This is a genomic window from Enterococcus sp. AMC1252, assembly GCF_058216515.1.
The window spans coordinates 1,420,708-1,439,542 of sequence record NZ_CM177097.1; the positions used below are offsets into that span (position 1 = coordinate 1,420,708).

The following is an 18,835-nucleotide window of genomic DNA, read 5'->3' on the forward strand; positions in this document are numbered from 1 at the left end:
AGAATACTTTTGCTTCGCACACTAATTCAAATTAAAGAGAGGTTTCTTTAGAACGAAGGACTTTTGTTCTACTTTCTTATACTATATTAGCCAGCAGTTGATAGTTGCTGCATGCCGCCAATTACATGGACAGCGTGGAATCCCTTAGAGGCCATAAATGATGCAATAACTTCAGAACGACGTCCACTGTAGCTAATAATATGATAGGTTTTATCTTTATTCAGTTGTTTTAACATATTGGGTAAAACAGTTGCTGGAAGTGACATTGAATGTGCCAGGTGCCCTTGTAAAAAACTTTCAGTTTCACGAATGTCGATAACGTTAAGTTGATTCTCAGTATAGAGTGTTTCAAAATCAGGTGTAGAAATTGATTCAAACATGTAGTTCATCCTTTGAAAATATGTATTTTTTAAAACTCTGGGATAGATTGTAACTCTTTTTCAAAAAGTTTGCAATCTTGCTTTGACAATTCTTAATGATTATCTAAAAAAAATTTTATTTGTTTTTTTGAAAAGGGTTGCAAATATTTGGAAATAATGTTATGCTGTGCATGTAATAAGGATTGTTACTGTTCGGCAGGCAAAACCTGAATCTTCCATAGCAGTTTGTTTGGGTGGATTCTAGGTTTTTTTCATTTGTATTTGTAAAAGTGAGGTTCATCATGTATATTGAAAAAATTTTAAACAACAATGTCGTTATGACAAAAAATGAATCAGGTGAAGAAATCGTCTGTATGGGCCGAGGACTAGCATTTCAAAAAAAAATCGGCGATGTAATCGATCCAACTTTTATTGAAAAAGAGTTTGTTCTTAAAGACTCTATCACCTCAGGGCAGTTTCAGCAGTTATTTGCGGACATTCCTGTAGAAGAAGTAGAGCTCGTTAAAAAAATCGTGGATATTGCGGAAGAAGATTTAGGAATCGAACTTTCATCGAATATCTATTTAACATTGACTGACCATATCCATTATGCGATCATGAGAGCAAATGAAGGTCTTGAAATGCCCAATCCATTGATGTTTGAAACAAAAAAGTTTTATCCTAAAGAGTTTGCTATCGCTAGAAAAGGTGTGGCACTGATCAAAGAAAAATTAAATGTTGATTTTTCAGAGAGTGAAGCAGGATTTATTGCGTTTCATATCGTAAATAGTGAGCAGGCAAATGGAAATATGGAAGTGACGATGTCAGCTACCGAAATGGTACGAGATATTCTCACAATCATTAGTCGTTATTTTGGTAAACCATTTGATGAAGATTCATTGAATTATCAAAGAATCGTGACACATTTACAGTATTTTTCTCAACGTTATTTGCAAAATGAAGCACATGATGAGGAAGATGATTTTCTTTATGAGTTGATTCAAAGTAAGTATCCTAAGGCATTTCAATCAGTACAAAGAATCAATGACTATCTAGTCAAAAAATACCAAAAGCCGATCGATAAGGCAGAACAAATTTATTTGACGATTCATATTCAGCGAGTGGTTGGAGACAAAAAGGGATAGCATTTATTTTTATTAAAAATTTAACTTTCAATCGAAGCGGATTGTTACTGTTTAGCAGGCAAAACCTAGATTGAAAAAACAAGCGATTCATCTATATTTATTGTTTTTAAGTATAGTAAATCATTGTTTTTTCAGTTTAGGTTTTTTTATATAAAAAATTAAGGAAAAGAGGCATATAAAATGAGTAAAAATCAAGAAATAGCTGAACGCGTCTTAACGCTAGTCGGTGGAGAAGAGAATGTCAATAGTGTAGTTCACTGTGCGACACGTCTGCGTTTTAAATTAAAAGATGAGGAAAAAGCAAATACTGAAAAATTAAATCAAGATCCAGATGTGATTCAAGTAGTTCGAAGCGGCGGTCAATATCAAGTCGTAATAGGTAGCCATGTTAGCGACGTGTATAAAGAATTGATGGCTAATAGTGGTTTAGGTGATGATGATTCAACAAAAGATGAAGGTCCAAAAGGCAATATCTTTAACCAGTTAATTGATATTATTTCTTCTATATTTACGCCTTTCTTAGGAGCAATGGCTGGAGCTGGAGTTTTAAAAGGGTTTTTAACATTAGCTGTTACATTAAACTGGGTGACTGCTGAGTCGGGTGTTTATGTTGTTCTTTTTGCAATTGCAGATGGAATTTTTACATTTCTACCAATTCTCCTAGCATTTACTGCTGCGAAGAAATTTAAAACAAATGAGTTTTTAGCAGTCTGTTTGGCAATGGCACTCGTTCATCCAAGTATTACTGCAATGGCAGGTCAAACATTAAGTTTTGTTGGAATTCCTGTAATCATCGGAGCTAGCGCATATACATCATCTGTTATTCCGATTATCTTAGCTGTATATGTTCAAAGTCATGTTGAACGTTTCTTTAAGAAAGTAATCCCTTCTTTCTTACAAATCATTTGTGTTCCTTTAGCTGTTTTTCTTGTGATGGCACCAGTTACTTTTATTGCAATTGGCCCGATCGGAACAATTTTAGGTGATTTACTAGGAAAAGGTTATGATAGTATTTACGGAATCAGCCCAATTATTGCCGGTGCCGTTATGGGTGGTTTATGGCAAGTGTTTGTAATGTTCGGTATGCATTGGGGCTTTGTTCCAATCATGCTATTAAACCTTTCAGCAGCAGGCGGTGGTGTAGATACGATGGCACCAATGCTTTTACCAGCTGTATTAGCGCAGGGTGGTGCAGCATTAGCTGTCTTCTTTATGACAAAAAATGTCAAGTTAAAAGGTTTAGCTTTATCTTCAACAATCACGTCAGTTTTTGGTATTACAGAACCAACTGTTTACGGTGTCACTTTGCCACTTAAAAAACCATTTATTGCAGCTTGTATTGGTGGAGCTGTTGGTGGAGCTTTTATCGGTTTCAGCCACGTTCAAAACTATGTATTTGGCTTGGTTAGTTTATTGAGTTTACCTGGTTTTATCCCCCAAGATACAAAAGATACTTCTGGTTTGGTATCAGCAGTCATTGGAACAGTGATTGCGTTTGTGATTGCATTTGTCTTAACGTTTATTTTAAAATTTGAAGATAAGCCAGAAGAAGGTAGCAAAGCATCTGATGAAGGGAAGAATACTAGTTCAGAAGCGCAAACAGGCAACAATAATGATAAAATTATTTTAACGAGCCCAATTACAGGATCAATCGTTCCTTTAGAAAAAGTTGAAGATCAAGTATTTTCTTCAGGTGCATTAGGGAAAGGGATCGCAATCGAGCCAACAGTAGGTGAACTTTATGCTCCTGCTAATGGAGAAATCACAACACTATTTCCAACAGGACACGCAGTTGGGATCACAACGGAAGATGGTGCAGAAGTATTGATGCATATCGGTATGGATACTGTTGAAATGGATGGCGCTGGATTTGAAATATTTGCAAAACAAGGTGATAAAGTAAAACAAGGTGATTTGTTAATCAAATTTGATATTGAAAAAATCAAAGCAGCAGGTCATCCGGTGGTAACGCCAGTAGTTGTTACAAATAGTGGAGACTATTTGGATGTATTAGATATGGATCAAACGGATGTTTTACATGGTGAAGATTTCTTGGCGATTGTTCGTTAGATAAGCCCTCATTACACTGTTATGCTCTCTAGCTATTTAGTCTAGCTCTATTAGAAATAAGTCATATAGGAATGAAGGGGAAATCTCCTCAGATGTATATTTCTATTATCTAACAGACGCTTTTAAAATTTAGGAGGAAAATCGTATGTCAAACAAAACAACAGTATTTCCAGATGGATTTTTATGGGGAGGTGCAACTGCGGCCAACCAATTGGAAGGTGCTTATCGTTCAGATGGTAAAGGATTATCGGTGGCAGATGCAATGCCTGGCGGCAAACAACGTTTTCAAATTTTAGGCAGTGACACGTTTAATTGGGAAATCGATGAAGACAATTTTATTTACCCGAACCATCGCGGCATCGATCATTATCATCGTTTTAAAGAAGACATTGCGCTATTTGCAAAAATGGGATTCAAGTGTTATCGTTTCTCAATTGCATGGGCTAGAATTTTCCCAAAAGGCGATGAAGCAACCCCGAATGAAGCAGGATTAAAGTTTTATGACCAAGTAATCGACGAGTGTTTGAAATATGGGATTGAGCCTGTAATCACAATTTCTCATTATGAAATGCCGTTACATTTAGCCAAAGAATATGGCGGCTGGAAAAATCGTAAGGTGATCGATTTCTTTGAAAATTATGCAACAGTGGTGTTGACTCGTTATGGGAAAAAGGTAAAGTATTGGATGACATTCAACGAAATTAACTCTGCTTTTCATTTCCCTGCATTAAGTCAAGGAATGGTCAAAGCAACTGGAGCTGGTGATTATCAAAATGTCTTTCAAGCGTGGCATAATCAATTTGTAGCAAGTGCTAAAGCTGTTAAAATCGGTCATGAAATCAATCCTGACATGCAAATTGGTTGTATGATCATTTATGCAACAACATACAGTATCGATGCAAACCCAATCAATCAAATGGCAACACTAGCTCAAAATCAAGAATTCAATTTCTATTGTACGGATGCCCAAGTGCGTGGTGAATATCCTGCTTACCAACAACGGATGTTTGACAAATATGGGGTATCTGATTTAGAAATAGGTACGGATGATTTAGAATTAATGAAAAAATATGCAGTAGATTATATTGGCTTTAGTTACTACATGTCTTCTGCAGTCAATGAAACGGCTGAAGAAGAGGATACGGTAGTTGGAAACTTATTAGGTGGTGTGCGTAATCCATTCTTAGAAGCTAGCGAATGGGGCTGGCAGATTGATCCTGAGGGGTTGAGAATTGCTTTGAATGAATTATACGATCGTTACCAAAAACCTCTGTTTATTGTCGAAAATGGTCTAGGTGCAATCGATAATGTAGATGAAAACTTTTATGTAGAAGATGACTATAGAATTGATTATTTACGTCGTCATATTGAAGCGATGTCAGATGCAATTAAAGATGGCGTTGATTTAATGGGTTACACCCCTTGGGGCTGTATTGATTTAGTGAGCGCTTCAACAGGTGAAATGAGTAAGCGTTACGGTTTTATTTATGTCGATTTAGATGACAATGGTGAAGGTACAATGAATCGTTATGAGAAAAAATCGTTTGATTGGTACAAACAAGTGATCGAGTCAAATGGACATAATTTGGATTAGAGAATAGAAACAGAGCTGTAGTTTAGATTTTTTCTAAATTACAGCTCTGTTTTATAAATAGATGAAAGCAAACTCAACATTTAAATAATCCATTTGGAAACGCATTTGTATTTTTTCTGGCGAAGTTACTGTGAGTCAAGTAAGTTACCTCTTTTTTTAATGTTTCAGCTTGCTGAATATCACCAATATTTTCAAGTAATTTGATAAAATCATAAATGTACTCCATAAATTGATGCTCTCCTGTTACTAAATATTCAAGTAAATTATTTAAGTATTGAAGATTCATACGAAAATGATAATTTTTGCCTGCTTTGTCTTGTTTTTTAGCAATGGCTAAATACTTCGCGGCACCATCGTAGTCTTTATCATGAATTCTAGAAGAAATTAGATTTGTCAGCATATTGTAAGCAAAGTTTATAGTTAACGGATCACGTAAAGATTCGTCAACTATTGGAAGAGTTCGAAAAAGGACTAAGTCTTGTTGTTTCATGCTAAAAAATCTAATTGTATTTGCAAGGATTAGGTAATCATATTGTTGGTAATACCCTTTTTTTAGTATATAGTCATAAATCTCTTGAATCTCTTCCTCACTAATCGGATCAATTTCTTTCCAATAATAGGAAAAATAAGCTTTAATAACAATATAATTAGAAAATTCTTTTAAGTTATTTTGGAATTTAGCTAATTTAAGATAGTAATCAATTAGTTTTTGTTTAGTAGTTTGATTATCTAAATGTTCAGCACAGTAATAAAACAATACTCTAAAATTTTTTTGCTCCTTATCCAAAGAAACACGTGAAAAAAATTCTTCTGGAGAAAGGGATAATTTTTTTAAAACTTCAGCTAATGTATCAATTCGGATGATTTGCTTTCCATGCTCAATGCGAGAATAAGAGGAAGGATCTAAATGATCATCCAACATTTCTTTCTGTGTAAGGTGTAGTTTCTTTCTGAAAAAACGTAATGTTTCGCCTATGTTCATATGATTCACTCCTAAAAATTGCACGTATGATATAAAAAACAAGAATTACGATAGAAAAATCGAATATTAAAAAAAAGAGGTCTTTTTTTTGGTTTTTATGCAAATTTGTCAAATTGTTGTTTATTTCCGTCAAATCATTTGATAGTATGGAGTGGTAGAAGTTACTTATTGAAAGAATAACTTCTAACTAATTTTAATGATTGGAGGAATAAAAAATGATTTTAGGTGTTACGGCAGTTCTAGTTGGTTTATATGCTTTTGTTGTTATCCCATAAAAATACATGCATCCTCTAACACATCAAAGCTTGGGGAAGTTTAGTGCTGTTAGAAGATGCATGAACAGTATTCAAAAAAATACTATTTATGCAATTATATCACATCAAAAACATAATGATAGTTATTTTTTACTAATTTGTAATTTTATTTTCTAGAAGGTGAAAATAAAGATGCTTGAAAACAAACTAAAAGAAATTCGAACCAATAGAAATATGACAGAGCAAGAGCTTGCAGATAAAGTATTGATTTCAAAACAAACTGTTAACAGTATTGAAAATGGTCGTTATATACCATCGATTGCACTTGCTTTTAAGTTAGCGAATACGTTAGATGTTACACTTACTAAGTTGTTTAATTATAAGGATTATTGATTGGATATGTAGAATTTCATAAATAAATCTTTTGGATAGGCAATCATGAAGGGCTCATCTTCGTGGTTGTCTGTTTTCTTTTTTATTGAAGGCATTTCTGGATTGATGTATAGTGAATTTATGAGAGGGGGAATAATCATTGCTAAGAGAAAAGTTAAAGCATCCATTCTTTGTTATTATGGGTCCCAGTGGCTCAGGAAAAACCAAAGTAGCAGAAGTAGTTTTTCCATCTGAATACAAGGTGATATCTCATACAACACGACCAATCCGAAATGAAGAAGAGAACGGTATAGATTATTATTTTGAAACGAAAGAAAAATTTGAACAACTTCTAAATGACGAAGCTTTGGCTGAACATGATACTTATCATGGGAATCAGTATGGCGTAGGAATTGCTGAGCTGATTCAAAAAACATCTAATCATTATGCGTATGATGTTTTAACATTTCGAGGCTTTCAAGAAATTGAAAAACAATTTGGTAGTATGGTTATTCCGATTTTTTTAGATGTATCTAAAAAAAATGTATTATCCAGATTACAAACCCGAGAAGATGATATAGAGATTTTAAAACAACGAGGTGCATTATATGATCAAGATTCACAGAATATAAGCAAAGTGATGACTTACGCAAATTACTATTTAATTGATGCGAATCAATCGTTTGATAATGTTGTTAAAGATGTAAAACGAGTGGTAAATGAAGTAGTGAAAAAGAGCTGAAATAAGCTGTCTTTTTCGCTACTTTTTATTGTAGGAATGTAGAATATAAAAATTTCAGCCGTTTCTATTGCTTTTTCAAATCACGGTGATATAATGACAATGTGTCACGTGACACATTGTCATATAGGAGAAAGGAATGCAATAGATGCCAAAAGAAACTTTTTTTCATTTAACTGAAGAGAAACAACAGAGACTGTTAGGAGCAGCTTCAATCGAATTTTCCAGAACATCTTTAAAAGAAGCATCAATCGCTAATATCGTGAAACTAGCTGAGATACCACGAGGTAGTTTTTATCAGTATTTTGAAGATAAAGAAGATCTATACTATTATTATTTTGAATTGTTGCAACAAAATAGTAAAAGAAATATTGAAAAATATCTTAAAGATGCTAATGGCAATTTATTTGAGGGTATGGAATTATATTTTTCAAAAATGATTTTTGAAGTATTGACTGGGGAACATGCGTCTTTTTATCAAAATTTTTTTATGAATATGGATTACCGAGCAATTAGCCGAGTGTCACCTCACTTTATACTAAATGATGGAAAAGGTAAAAAATCACAAAAAAAACGCCATGGATTTGAAATTTATAAACTGATTGATTATTCTAAATTGAGCATTCACGATGAACATGAATTTAAGATGTTGATGCAGATGATTATGAACACAGTTTATTCATCGATTGCAGAAGGCTATCGTCAACTTGATGAAAATCCAAAATATAATATTCAGAATACGATGAACATTTTTAAGACTAAGTTGGATTGGCTGAAAAATGGAGCTTACAAACACTAACAAATAAATAAATAAAAAAATAAAAATCGTAATAAAAAAGTATCTTTTTTTATTACGATTTTTTAATACATAAAATAATGGGAATAAATTTAATTATTTTAGTGAAAATTCAGACTTTTCAGCTAATTACAAAAATGTAAGTTGTATGATATAACGAATAATGGTTAAATAAAAGAGTAGGATATCTAAAGTTATTAAAATAATATAGCTTTATGAAACGAAAAAAGGAGATGAGGATAAGAGTGATGAAAAAAAGAACAATGATCATTATAGGGATAGTTGTAGTGGCACTTATCGGAATTTTTGTTCTTCCAGGGTTACTTGGAGGAAAAAAAGAGGTTGGATCTGAAAAGAAAACAGCAACTGAGGATTTAGGAATCGAGTATTTTGAAGTGCCTGATATTGAACAAGTGTATATCAATGGTGTGGTACAGCCAGAACAAGCGGAAGCCTTTTCAAAAGATACAAAAATGACAAGTACTCCCGAAATAAAAGTGAAAAACGGAGATGTCGTCGAACCTGAAACCGAATTATTTACGTATGAAGATAAAGAAATAACCAAAGAAATTGAAGCACAAAATAATACGTTAAGTAAACTTGCAACAAAAAAACAGAATATATATAGTAAGTGGAATCGTGCAATTGATAACTTTAATAAAACAAAAGAAGAAGAACGAACTACATCAGGAGCTGCTATAGATGAGCAACATCAAACAGAGGTAGATAGTGTAGATGAAGAAATTCTTTTTTCAAACGAAACAATTGCTGATCTAACAGCGAAACAGTTTGTTTCTACGAAAGCAAAATTCAAAGGACGAGTTTCAATACCAGAAGTCAAAGACGAGAATGCACCTATTCTTCGTTTAACATCAGATGGCTTATATGTTGCCGGAAAAGTAAACGAAAAAGATTTAATGAAAATAGCTGTAGATCAAAAAGCAAATCTTTCGGTCGTTTCAAGTGGCACAACTGTTACTGGGAAGATTTCATATATAGATGATAATCCGCCAGAAGCACAAGCCAATCAAAACCAAAGTGAAAGTAATAGTGCTGATGCAACAATGTCTACTTACAATGTAAAACTATCTCTTGATAGCTTAGAAGGAATTAAAAATGGCTATCATATGCAGGCAACGATTAATTTAGGAGATGCTAAACCTATTGAAGTTCCTAAAAAAGCGATTCATGACCAAGATGGGAAAAAATATGTATTAGTTAACGATTTTGGATCAGTGATTCGTCGTGATATTCAGATAGGAGAAGAAAAAGGTGAGAATATAATTGTTAATTCTGGCTTAGAGTCTGCAGATCGAATCATTGTTTCTTCTAAGAAAGAAGTCAAAGAAGGCGATCTGATTGGTGACAGTAACGAAGTATCAGGAGAAGCAGTACCAGCAGCTAAAGAATAGGAGGAGCTCATATGATGCAAGAAGGACAAAGCCCGCGACCTCTCATTCAAATGCAAGCAATCAATAAATATTTTCCGGTTGGGAAAGAAAAATTACACGTTTTAAAATCATTGGATTTGACTATCAATGAAGGTGAATTTATTATGATCATGGGAAAATCTGGAAGTGGAAAAACTACATTAATGAATATTATTGGTTTTCTAGACCGTGTTTCTGATGGTAATTATCTTTTTAAAGGAGAAGATGTTTCTAAACTTTCAGAGAATAAAAAATCTGAGTTTCGAAATGAATTTCTTGGTTTTATTTTTCAACAATTCTTTCTGATCAATTCATTAAATGTTAGTCAAAATGTACAATTGCCTTGTGTTTATGAAGGGAAGAAAAGCAATGAAGAAAAACGCAAGATTGCTGAAAAATATTTAGAGTTAGTTGGTTTAGGTGAAAAAACAAAAGCAAAAGTAAATGAATTATCTGGAGGACAACAACAACGTGTAGCAATTGCTCGCTCATTGGTGAACGATCCGCTTTTGATTATGGCTGATGAGCCTACGGGTGCATTAGATAGTGAAACAGGAACGGAAATCATGGAGTTATTGACAGAATTGAATCGACAAGGGAAAACGATTGTGATGGTTACCCATGATAGTGACATGAAAAAATATGCTACTCGGGTCATTCATATGAAGGATGGACGTTTTCTTGAAGAAGAGGTGATTCGATGATTTCAAACTTACTAATCAGCACACTATTAAGTTTACGAGCGCACAAGTTAAGGGTTTTTCTAACAATGATTGGCATTATTATCGGAATTGCCTCCGTTGTGACAATTTCAACACTAGGTGAGGGCATGAAAAAACAAGTAATGTCAGCAACGAGTGTGATGAATACGGATGTAGTAAAGCTACATTACACGATGCAAGATGAAAGTTCAAATGGCATGATGTCATACGAAGAACCAGATTATAGCTTTTCTAGAGTTGATATGAAAAAAGTCAGAGATATTGAGGGTGTTGAATCCATTTATCCTCAATATGGTGATGGCGTGATGGGAGACAATTTAACAACTCAGTTGGATTATTTTGGAGCTAAAGCAAATTTGATGGTGACATCGAATAGAGGTCAAAATAAGATAAAGTATGGTCGAGACTTTGATGATCGTGATATCAATAAAGACGTGATCATTCTAAATCACGATACGTTTGAAATGAGTTTAAAGATGGATGATCCAGGTGAGTTAATTGGAAAAGCTGTTTCAATCAATGGTTATATGTACAAAGTTATTGGAATTTTAGAACAGTTTGATTATGGATCATTGGATAATTCTGAAGCAATGTCTATTGATTGGAATACAGTGTCCAGTAGTTTTGTATCGAGAAGTTCGTACAATAAACTAGCGTCATCTAAGTCAATCAGCGGGATTAACTTCAAATTAAAAGAAGGTACCGATAAACAGGTGGTCATTGGAAAAGCTATCGCTATTTTAAACGAGAGACATCCTGATGTAAAAGGTATTTTCAAAGAAAATGATCAAGAACAAAAGAATCAAAAACAAATGGAAGAGGCAATTGGTGGCATGACTATGTTTTTAATGGCAGTCACTGCAATCTCTCTTTTAGTTGGTGGAATTGGTGTAATGAATATCATGTATGTTTCTGTGACAGAAAGAAAACGAGAAATCGGGATTCGAAGAGCCATTGGGGCGAAACCTCGTATGATTTTAATGCAATTTCTGTTAGAAGCAGCGTTTATTACTTTGTTGGGAGGATTGATTGGTGTTGGATTAGGGTATCTACTTTCAACCTTAGTCGGTGGTTTCGTCGATATTGTTCCCGTGATGACACCAGCAATTTTTGCTATATCCACAGTGGTATCTATCCTTACAGGTGTTGTATTTGGCATTATCCCAGCGATTAGTGCTTCTAGAATGGATCCAATTAAAGCTATTTATAATTAAGAAATAGCTCAATTATTCGCATAAAAAGATGTATGAATTGAATATTCTGCATCTTTTTGTGTTTTTGGAAATTATTCAGAGCAGATTATTGTTAGTTACGGTATTTTTTATAAAATTGGTATAGATTATTTTAAGATTGAAAAATGTGGTGCAATTTTTTTATTGGTATAGGTGAAGATTGATTCATTTTCTCAAAAAGTTCTTATAATTGTTATTTTTTTGAAAAGAGCATTTACTTGCTGAAATCACTGGAGATGTTTAGAATAAATATAGGGAGACATTCGGAGGGGGAAGACGAATGGAAAAGTTTCAATTGTCGGAAGATGTATATGTGAAAACGGTTGCACTTCGTGTGAAAGATGTAGAGAGAATGGTTAGCTTTTACAAAAATGTATTGGGGTTTATTTTAAAGTTGGAAGAGAATAATCTGTCTATTTTTGGTTCACAAGAAATAGATAGTCGTTTATTGATATTAGAGGAAATAGATTCTGAAGAAGATCGATTGGAGATTTCTGATAAATCGGTCTGCTTTTCTTTGTTGATTCCAACAGAAGAAGAGTTCGGTAGTCTTTTGAGAAGGATTACAACGCATAATTATCCCATCTATAAATCTATACAAAAAGGACAACGAAAGAGTGTGTTTTTAGAGGATCCAGAAGGCAATGAATTGGAAATTAGCTATCAAGGAACGACAGAGCAAGGGGAAGAAATAACTAAAGTACTTGATATACAGCCTTTGATACAAAAAAGTAGAGTGCTATATTCAAGCCTGTCGGCAGGCGTACGATTTGATCGTATCAAGCTACGTGTAGAAGATAGGGCTAGGCATCATTCTTTTTATCGAGATATTTTAGGAATGACTTCTGAAAGCGATCAAGCTGATGTTTTATCAATGAATGAGCAGAATTTTCTGGTTCATTTAGAAGATTCAATTAAACAAAAGGATCAAATAGTCGATTCTGAAAAAGTTTTAGGATTGGATTTCTTTGTTCTGACATTGACACATGAAGATGAAATGAAGAAATTGAAACGTCATTTAGAAGATCAGAAACAAGAATTTTTTGTAGATAAAAAATTGACGATTTTAACAATCTATGATCCTAGCGAAATTGAATGGTGGTTTGTTAGAAATTAAATGGACGAAATTGTTCAACAAGTATTGAGGTAACCAAATTATGTATGAAAAAACAAAAGACAAAATCAAAGAATTAATGAAGGAAGGAATTTTTCCTGGTGCTAGTTTTTCGTTTATAAAAAATGGAATATCTGAGGACCATACTTTTGGAAATGCTCAAATCATGCCTACAGTCGAGCCATTACAGTGTTCGCTGCTTTTTGATGTAGCCTCACTAACTAAAGTTGTTTGTACTACGACAGTAGTCTTACAATTGACAGAAGTTGGCGTGATCGATCTTGATACATCCTTTAAAACGTATTATCCATCCTTTGAAGATGAAAAAATAACGATCCGTCATCTTTTAACGCATACCTCTGATATTCAAAGTTATATTGAAAATCGAGATACTCTGACAAAAGATGAATTACGAATAGCATATAATCAGGTCCGTTCAGGCAAAGAGTTAGGAAAGAAAGTGGCTTATACAGATACCGGTACAATTTTACTTGGGTTTATGTTGGAAGAAATATTAGGGAAAAACGTCATTGAAATTTTTAAAGAGCAAGTTTTACAGCCATTAGAGATGAATGAAAGTCTTTTTTTACCTAAGGATCCGTCTAAAGTTGTGCCAACAGAAAATCATCCTACCAGAGGACTTATTCGTGGTCAAACTCATGATCCAAAAGCGTTCGTTTTAGCTGAGCATGCTGGCAATGCAGGGTTGTTCACTAATTTAACTGACCTTCAAAAGTTTATGGCAATGTATTTGAATGAAGGGATGTACAAGGAAAATCGACTATTAGAAAAAGATACAATTCAATTGCTTTTGAACGATCAAACGCCTAACAAACGTGGGCATCGTTCATTGGGCTGGGATTTGAAAGACGATTTGACTGGCCGAGCGTTGTTATTTCATACTGGATATACTGGGACTTTTTTATTGATTGATCCTAAAATGAAGGAAGGTTTTATTTTTCTTTCTAATCGAGTACATCCGGTGGATAAAAGAGCTGAATATATCAAAAAAAGAGATGAGCTGATTACCATTTATTTGAATGAAAAAATAGCAGACAAAGATGAATCGCTTTCTTTTTAGTGGTATAATTGACGAGTATAAATGGAAGGGAGTCTCTAAACTATGCAGCAACCTTTATTTTTAAAACCAGTGTTCCAAGAAAAAATCTGGGGAGGAGATCGTTTACATACTGTATTCGGTTTTGACTTACCAAGTAATAAAATTGGGGAAGACTGGGCAATCAGTGCTCATCCTCATGGCGTGAGCACAGTAGAAAATGGTACGTTTTCTGGTCAGAGGTTAGATGAACTTTGGGCGAACCATCGCGAATTATTTGGAAATGCCAAGGGAGATGTTTTTCCGTTATTAACAAAAATTTTGGATGCAGAAGATGATTTATCTGTGCAAGTACATCCAGATGATACTTACGGATTGGCTCATGAAGGCGAACTGGGTAAAACGGAGTGTTGGTATATTATCGATGCTGAGCCAGGATCAACGATCATTTATGGACATAATGCTAAGAACCGTGAAGAACTTGAGACGATGATTAAAGAAGAACGCTGGGATGATTTACTAAAGAAAGTTCCCGTTAAAAAAGGCGACTTTTTTTATGTGCCAAGTGGTACGATCCATGCAATCGGTAAAGGAATCATGATTTTAGAAACACAACAAAGCAGTGATACCACTTATCGTGTGTATGATTATGATAGAAAAGACGATCAAGGAAAAACGAGAGAGCTGCATATTCAACAATCTGTTGATGTGACGACAGTTCCAGCTAAAGATGCACAATTATCGATCCAACAACAAAATCAAGGGCAGTCAAGTATCATTACATATTTGAAAACACCATTTTTCAATGTGTATGAATGGCAAGTCAAAGGTGTGTTGAATGTAAAGAAAAATGCGCCGTATACATTAGCAACAGTAATCGAGGGTGTTGGCCAATTGGTTATTGAAAACGTTGATACCGTTAAGACAGAAAGCTATGAATTAGCTAGAGGAACAAGCTTTATTTTACCAAATGATATCGAAAAATGGCGTATTGAAGGTGATTTGACGATCATTGCTTCTGAACCAGGGGTTAACGCTTAAGATAGAACAAAAAAAGTGTTAGGAACTTTATCCTAACACTTTTTTTTAGTTTACTGAAACCATTTCTTTTGGGACTTCAAATGGTTCGTTGTATTTTTTTTCTAAGGCTGTTTTGATCAAGCGAATGGCTAAGTTTTCATTACGGGCTAGAATTGGTCCGTGGAAGTAAGAACCAAAAACATTTTTATAGATCACGCCTTCAGAACCATCTTCACTGTTATTTCCTTTTCCTTGGATCACTTTACCTAAAGGACGTTCTCCTTTACCTAAAAATGTTCGGCCGTTATGATTTTCAAATCCATAATACGTTTCATTGAATTCTTCATTATGAATCTCGATATCTCCAATATAACGGTTATTGTCTTGACTTAAGGTATAATGATCCAATGCGCCGATACCATGGATTTTTTCCCCTTTTGCGCCCATATAATAATGACCTAATAACTGAAAGCCACCGCAAATCGCTAACATCACGCCATCATTTTCGATATATTCAGTTAGCGATTCTTTTTTAGTTTGGATATCCTCTGAAATGATCAGTTGCTCAAAATCTTGCCCACCACCGACGAAAACCAAATCATATTTATTAGGATCGAAGGGTTCGTAAATGCTCACGATTTCAGATCTAAAGGTCACGTTCATTTTTTCAGCAAGATATTTTAACATCAATAAATTTCCGTTATCGCCATAAGTGTTCAGTAAATTTCCATATAAATGACACACAACTAATTCTTTAGGCATTGTTCTTGACCTCATTTCTAAGTTATCTTTTTTTAGAAAGGTTAGTTCTTAATATAACCTTGTGCAGCTAATGATTTACGCAATTGTAAAACGGCTGTGTACGTAGCTAAAATATAAACATGTTCTGTTGGCAATTCTTTGATTGCTGTGATCACATCATCTAGATTAGGAATTTCTTTTAATTTATCTTCAGAAATCCCTGCAACTTTCATCCGTAAAGCCATATCTGAATGACGGTCACCACCGGCAATCACTTCTGGAATATCCATTTGAGCGAATGCTTCATGATTACCATCCCAGATCCAACTAACATCGATACCATCTGCGTAATTTGCATTTAGCAATGATACCAGTGAGAATGAATAAGGAGCAAGCTCCATCATATCAATTACTTGATTCAATCCAACAGGATTTTTAACCAAGACTAATGTACATAATTTACCTTCAATATTGATCGTTTCTTGGCGACCAAAGACTTTTTCGTCATAACTTAGTCCTGCTCTGATTTTTTCAGGAGCAACACCATAATGTTCAGCAACTGCTGTAGCTGCCAACGCATTATACACGTTATACATACCTCCAACGGCGATACTGTATTCACTTCCATCAATCACAAAATCAGCTGAAGTGTTATCCATCTTAACCATTTCGGTTAGTTGAACATCTAGTTCAGGGCGATTGAAACCACAATTAGGACAGTAATATTTTCCAAGATTAGCATAAGTGATCATCTTATAGTGCAAAATATGGTGACATTTTGGACAAAGCAAGCCATCAGTATTGTAGTGAGCCATTTGCTCTTCATCAGGCAGATGATTGAAACCATAATATTTTCTTGGATTGACTGTTTCAACTGAGTTGAAGATCGGGGAGTCACCGTTGCAAAGAATAGGAGCATTGGGTGCTTGAGCTGCTCCATCAACAATCAGTTTGTAAGTAGTATAAATTTCCCCGTAACGATCCATTTGATCGCGGAAAATATTTGTAAATAAAAATAATTTTGGTTCAATGTATTTTGTGACACGACTGAGGCTAGCTTCATCAATTTCCAAAACTGCAAATTTCTTCTTTGTACCTTTATTTTTAGCAGATAAGAAAGTAGAAACGATCCCTTGTTCCATATTTGCGCCAGTTGGATTAGTCAACACATGATCAAATTCTTGTCTCAAAATATTTACTGTTAAAGCAGTTGTCAAGGTTTTGCCATTTGTACCAGTAACAACGACAATTTCATACTCTTTCGCTAAGGTATCCAAAATTTTCGGATCGATTTTTAATGCTAATTTTCCAGGGTAGCTGCTGCCACCTTTAAAGAAAGTTTGTAAAACCCATTGAGAAGTTTTTCCTGCGGCGATTGCTACATGACTTCTGATTCCCATAAAGTGCCCTCCAATTTATATCAAGTATAGTTGTCAAACTCAACAATAAACTCAATCTATAATACCACAATTGAAAAAAAAAATTAATTCCTTTTACTCTTTCTTACTATTATTTGGAGTTTATTGATCAATGTGTCAAGAAAAATGCGACGATGATAAAATTTATTAAAAATGAGATGATTATATTAAAAAGAACACAATTCAAAAATTGCTACCTGAACTCAACTATTTTTTTGATCTATTTTAGGTATTTTCATGTGGGAAAACTAAAAAAAATTTCAGAAATTTCAAAAAGCGCTTCCAATGTGTTATTCTTATAGTGTTGTAATTTAAGTAAAAAATAATTTTATTAAGTAAATAGGTACATTTGGGGTCTTCATTAGGTGAGTCTATTCAGTTTTTACTTTGAAGCATAGTGGACAAAATAGGCTAATGTTGAAAATACAAGGTGGAAGAAATTCAAAATGTTGTTCCCTATATATTGAGGAGGTATTTGATGTTTCAATGGAAAAAGCTTAAAAAAGACGATATAAAAAGAGAAATACTAGCAGGGACTACTTCATTTTTTGCCATTTCCTATATTATTATGGTAAACACGGTGATTTTAGCCGAGGCAGGGATGCCAAAAGAATTAACGATTTTTGGAACGATTTTTATTTCAATTATAGGATCGATCTTGATGGGATTAGTTGCAGATGCGCCTATTGTATTGACGACAGGGATGGGGGTCAACTCATTTTTCACCTATACGTTAGTCCTTTCGTTAGGGCTGACGTGGCAACAAGCATTAGCTGTTAGTTTTTGTGCAGGGATTGTTTATTTACTGGTTGCTTTTACGAAACTCAGCAAATTGTTTGCAGAAGTCGTGCCAGAAACATTGAAAACAGGGATCACTGTAGGGATTGGTTTTTTTCTTGTCTTGATTGGGTTAGAAAAAGGGCACTTGATTTTAAGAGGAGAACATACTTTTTTACAATTGGCATCGTTAGACAATAGTTTAACTTTATTAACATTATTCTCACTAATATTAACTGTCGTTCTATTTATAAAAGGGATTCAAGGTAGTTTTTTTATTGGAATCGTCGTAGTAACGCTGATTGCCAATGTTTTTGGGATGGTTACACCGGCTGAACATTTTTCATTAAGTAGTTTAGGCAATTATTCGCAGATTTTTTTACAATTAGATTTTAGTACATTCTTTTCTAAGAGCTTTTTACTAGGAGTGTTTGCCTTATCGATGATTTTAATTTTTGAATCGATGGGTTTACTTAAAGGACTGATGCCAGAAGCCGAGGAAAAACAATATCTACAAGCATATCGCATAACAGGTTTTATTACCTTGTTATCAAGTATTTTTGGAACAAGTCCCACGGTGGCAGCAGCCGAAAGTGCAACAGGGATCGAAGAAGGAGGAAAAACTGGGATAACGTCTATTACGAGCGGTATTTGTTTCTTCTTAGCCTTACTTGCATTGCCATTTCTATCTTATATTCCAGATTCCGCTTTAGCACCAGCAATCATTATCACAGGATTCTTAATGATCCAACAAATCAAGACGTTACATTTTGATGATTTCAGTGACTACTTTCCAGCAATGTTGATGATTGTTTTGATTCCATTTACGATGAATATTTCCGATGGAATGGCTTTTGGGTTTGTTGCGTATCCATTGACAAAATTAGTTGCTGGGAAAAAATCAGAACTATCGCTGCCAATGTGGCTGATTTCTGGGCTGTTTTTGATGTATTTGATCGTCAATGTATTGATTTGAAATAAAAAACTTGCCACCACTATTCAAATAGGGTGAG

Annotated in this window: 17 protein-coding genes; 13 read left to right on the top strand and 4 right to left on the bottom strand. The window is 34.3% G+C overall.

From position 1 onward, the window contains the following. Positions 1-86 precede the first annotated feature (86 nt). Positions 87-380, bottom strand: coding sequence for a rhodanese-like domain-containing protein (locus AC4BB5_RS06645; RefSeq protein WP_490458573.1), 294 nt, complete (start codon positions 378-380; stop codon positions 87-89). Between the two features lie 281 nt (positions 381-661). On the opposite strand from AC4BB5_RS06645, the gene licT reads away from it, so the two are divergent. The 3 genes from licT (at position 662) to AC4BB5_RS06660 (ending at position 5,168) form a co-directional block, all read left to right on the top strand. After that, positions 662-1,504 (top strand): BglG family transcription antiterminator LicT, encoded by an 843-nt coding sequence (gene licT / locus AC4BB5_RS06650; RefSeq protein ID WP_490458574.1) that lies wholly within the window; start codon positions 662-664, stop codon positions 1,502-1,504. A gap of 180 nt (positions 1,505-1,684) precedes the next feature. Further along, positions 1,685-3,574, top strand: a complete 1,890-nt coding sequence (locus AC4BB5_RS06655; protein WP_490458575.1) for a beta-glucoside-specific PTS transporter subunit IIABC — start codon at positions 1,685-1,687, stop codon at positions 3,572-3,574. Between the two features lie 145 nt (positions 3,575-3,719). Further along, positions 3,720-5,168, top strand: a complete 1,449-nt coding sequence (locus AC4BB5_RS06660) for a glycoside hydrolase family 1 protein (protein WP_490458576.1) — start codon at positions 3,720-3,722, stop codon at positions 5,166-5,168. Between the two features lie 73 nt (positions 5,169-5,241). On the opposite strand, the gene AC4BB5_RS06665 is transcribed toward AC4BB5_RS06660, so the two are convergent. After that, positions 5,242-6,150, bottom strand: a complete 909-nt coding sequence (locus AC4BB5_RS06665) for a helix-turn-helix domain-containing protein (RefSeq protein WP_490458577.1) — start codon at positions 6,148-6,150, stop codon at positions 5,242-5,244. A gap of 446 nt (positions 6,151-6,596) precedes the next feature. Here AC4BB5_RS06665 and AC4BB5_RS06670 point away from each other — a divergent pair, with 446 nt between their 5' ends. The 9 genes from AC4BB5_RS06670 (at position 6,597) to manA (ending at position 14,907) form a co-directional block, all read left to right on the top strand. Next, positions 6,597-6,797 (top strand): helix-turn-helix transcriptional regulator, encoded by a 201-nt coding sequence (locus tag AC4BB5_RS06670; protein WP_490458578.1) that lies wholly within the window; start codon positions 6,597-6,599, stop codon positions 6,795-6,797. Positions 6,798-6,936: 139 nt separating this feature from the next. Then, positions 6,937-7,518, top strand: a complete 582-nt coding sequence (locus AC4BB5_RS06675) for a guanylate kinase (protein ID WP_490458579.1) — start codon at positions 6,937-6,939, stop codon at positions 7,516-7,518. Between the two features lie 145 nt (positions 7,519-7,663). After that, positions 7,664-8,314, top strand: a complete 651-nt coding sequence (locus tag AC4BB5_RS06680) for a TetR/AcrR family transcriptional regulator (protein WP_490458580.1) — start codon at positions 7,664-7,666, stop codon at positions 8,312-8,314. 245 nt (positions 8,315-8,559) lie between these two features. Further along, positions 8,560-9,723: an efflux RND transporter periplasmic adaptor subunit gene (locus AC4BB5_RS06685; protein ID WP_490458581.1), complete on the top strand. Its 1,164-nt coding sequence runs from the start codon at positions 8,560-8,562 to the stop codon at positions 9,721-9,723. A gap of 11 nt (positions 9,724-9,734) precedes the next feature. After that, positions 9,735-10,445 (top strand): ABC transporter ATP-binding protein, encoded by a 711-nt coding sequence (locus AC4BB5_RS06690; RefSeq protein WP_490458582.1) that lies wholly within the window; start codon positions 9,735-9,737, stop codon positions 10,443-10,445. Then, complete coding sequence (locus tag AC4BB5_RS06695) at positions 10,442-11,677, top strand: ABC transporter permease (protein WP_490458583.1); 1,236 nt, start codon at positions 10,442-10,444, stop codon at positions 11,675-11,677. Before AC4BB5_RS06690 ends, AC4BB5_RS06695 begins: the two co-directional genes overlap by 4 nt. Positions 11,678-11,975: 298 nt before the next feature. Next, positions 11,976-12,812 carry a VOC family protein gene (locus AC4BB5_RS06700; RefSeq protein WP_490458584.1) on the top strand — a complete coding sequence of 279 codons (837 nt, stop codon included), beginning with the start codon at positions 11,976-11,978 and terminating at the stop codon, positions 12,810-12,812. Between the two features lie 40 nt (positions 12,813-12,852). After that, a complete protein-coding gene (locus AC4BB5_RS06705; RefSeq protein ID WP_490458585.1) occupies positions 12,853-13,890 on the top strand; it encodes a serine hydrolase domain-containing protein in 1,038 nt (345 codons plus the stop codon). A gap of 42 nt (positions 13,891-13,932) precedes the next feature. Beyond that, a complete protein-coding gene (gene manA / locus AC4BB5_RS06710; protein ID WP_490458586.1) occupies positions 13,933-14,907 on the top strand; it encodes a mannose-6-phosphate isomerase, class I in 975 nt (324 codons plus the stop codon). A 45-nt stretch (positions 14,908-14,952) separates the two neighbouring features. On the opposite strand, the gene AC4BB5_RS06715 is transcribed toward manA, so the two are convergent. Together AC4BB5_RS06715 and AC4BB5_RS06720 are read right to left on the bottom strand one after the other, a co-directional pair. Further along, positions 14,953-15,648, bottom strand: a complete 696-nt coding sequence (locus AC4BB5_RS06715) for a type 1 glutamine amidotransferase (RefSeq protein WP_490458587.1) — start codon at positions 15,646-15,648, stop codon at positions 14,953-14,955. A 41-nt stretch (positions 15,649-15,689) separates the two neighbouring features. Then, positions 15,690-17,027: a MurT ligase domain-containing protein gene (locus AC4BB5_RS06720; protein WP_490458588.1), complete on the bottom strand. Its 1,338-nt coding sequence runs from the start codon at positions 17,025-17,027 to the stop codon at positions 15,690-15,692. A gap of 496 nt (positions 17,028-17,523) precedes the next feature. Between AC4BB5_RS06720 and AC4BB5_RS06725 the strand changes: the two genes are divergently transcribed. Beyond that, positions 17,524-18,798, top strand: coding sequence for an NCS2 family permease (locus AC4BB5_RS06725; protein ID WP_490458589.1), 1,275 nt, complete (start codon positions 17,524-17,526; stop codon positions 18,796-18,798). Positions 18,799-18,835 lie beyond the last annotated feature (37 nt).

Excerpts from the sequence above, each read along its gene's own strand:
- AC4BB5_RS06645 (WP_490458573.1), bottom strand. The coding sequence starts at position 380 with ATGTTTGAATCAATTTCTACACCTGATTTTGAAACACTCTATACTGAG.
- licT (WP_490458574.1), top strand. The coding sequence starts at position 662 with ATGTATATTGAAAAAATTTTAAACAACAATGTCGTTATGACAAAAAAT.
- AC4BB5_RS06655 (WP_490458575.1), top strand. The coding sequence starts at position 1,685 with ATGAGTAAAAATCAAGAAATAGCTGAACGCGTCTTAACGCTAGTCGGT.
- AC4BB5_RS06660 (WP_490458576.1), top strand. The coding sequence starts at position 3,720 with ATGTCAAACAAAACAACAGTATTTCCAGATGGATTTTTATGGGGAGGT.
- AC4BB5_RS06665 (WP_490458577.1), bottom strand. The coding sequence starts at position 6,150 with ATGAACATAGGCGAAACATTACGTTTTTTCAGAAAGAAACTACACCTT.
- AC4BB5_RS06670 (WP_490458578.1), top strand. The coding sequence starts at position 6,597 with ATGCTTGAAAACAAACTAAAAGAAATTCGAACCAATAGAAATATGACA.
- AC4BB5_RS06680 (WP_490458580.1), top strand. The coding sequence starts at position 7,664 with ATGCCAAAAGAAACTTTTTTTCATTTAACTGAAGAGAAACAACAGAGA.
- AC4BB5_RS06685 (WP_490458581.1), top strand. The coding sequence starts at position 8,560 with ATGAAAAAAAGAACAATGATCATTATAGGGATAGTTGTAGTGGCACTT.
- AC4BB5_RS06690 (WP_490458582.1), top strand. The coding sequence starts at position 9,735 with ATGATGCAAGAAGGACAAAGCCCGCGACCTCTCATTCAAATGCAAGCA.
- AC4BB5_RS06695 (WP_490458583.1), top strand. The coding sequence starts at position 10,442 with ATGATTTCAAACTTACTAATCAGCACACTATTAAGTTTACGAGCGCAC.
- AC4BB5_RS06700 (WP_490458584.1), top strand. The coding sequence starts at position 11,976 with ATGGAAAAGTTTCAATTGTCGGAAGATGTATATGTGAAAACGGTTGCA.
- AC4BB5_RS06705 (WP_490458585.1), top strand. The coding sequence starts at position 12,853 with ATGTATGAAAAAACAAAAGACAAAATCAAAGAATTAATGAAGGAAGGA.
- manA (WP_490458586.1), top strand. The coding sequence starts at position 13,933 with ATGCAGCAACCTTTATTTTTAAAACCAGTGTTCCAAGAAAAAATCTGG.
- AC4BB5_RS06715 (WP_490458587.1), bottom strand. The coding sequence starts at position 15,648 with ATGCCTAAAGAATTAGTTGTGTGTCATTTATATGGAAATTTACTGAAC.
- AC4BB5_RS06720 (WP_490458588.1), bottom strand. The coding sequence starts at position 17,027 with ATGGGAATCAGAAGTCATGTAGCAATCGCCGCAGGAAAAACTTCTCAA.
- AC4BB5_RS06725 (WP_490458589.1), top strand. The coding sequence starts at position 17,524 with ATGTTTCAATGGAAAAAGCTTAAAAAAGACGATATAAAAAGAGAAATA.